The 660-nt window shown below is 42.4% G+C and carries 2 rRNA genes; both read left to right on the top strand.

Annotation, left to right across the window (positions count from 1 at the left end):
• A 16S ribosomal RNA gene (locus tag EU510_RS19840) occupies window positions 1-201 on the top strand; the annotation flags it as partial.
• A gap of 298 nt (window positions 202-499) precedes the next feature.
• Window positions 500-660, top strand: a 23S ribosomal RNA gene (locus EU510_RS19845); the annotation flags it as partial.

Genomic DNA, 660 nt, shown 5'->3' on the forward strand with positions numbered 1-660 from the left:
CGCTAGTAATCGCGTATCAGAATGACGCGGTGAATACGTTCCCGGGCCTTGTACACACCGCCCGTCACACCATGGGAGTGGGTTGCTCCAGAAGTAGATAGTCTAACCCTCGGGAGGACGTTTACCACGGAGTGATTCATGACTGGGGTGAAGTCGTAACAAGGTAGCCCTAGGGGAACCTGGGGCTGGATCACCTCCTTATACGATTTAGAACTTATTTGTTCGTAGTGTCCACACAGATGATTGTTAATTAGTGCTTGTCCTTCGGGATAACTAATTAATATGCTCTTTAAAAATTTGGAAAAGCTGATAATAAAATTCTGATGAATACATTGTATTTATCAAGAGTTTTCAAAAGTAAAAAAAGAATGGTAGCAGTACCATTCAGTGCCATTTAGTTAACTCTTATGAGTTGATTGATTGGTATCTACTTTAGTATTCAATATTGACTTCTGGCGAAGTTAAACTGTCACAAAACAAAGACCCGTTTGGGTTGTATGGTTAAGTGACTAAGCGTACACGGTGGATGCCTTGGCAGTTGGAGGCGATGAAGGACGTATTAACTTGCGATAAGCCTAGTCAAGCTAGTAAAAAGCGCTTGAGACTAGGATTTCCGAATGGGGAAACCCACCTGCTTGCAGGTATCGTTAACTGAATACA

It is taken from the genome of Pseudoalteromonas sp. FUC4 (assembly GCF_008370255.1).
In the GTDB taxonomy this organism is placed as follows: Bacteria; Pseudomonadota; Gammaproteobacteria; order Enterobacterales; family Alteromonadaceae; genus Pseudoalteromonas.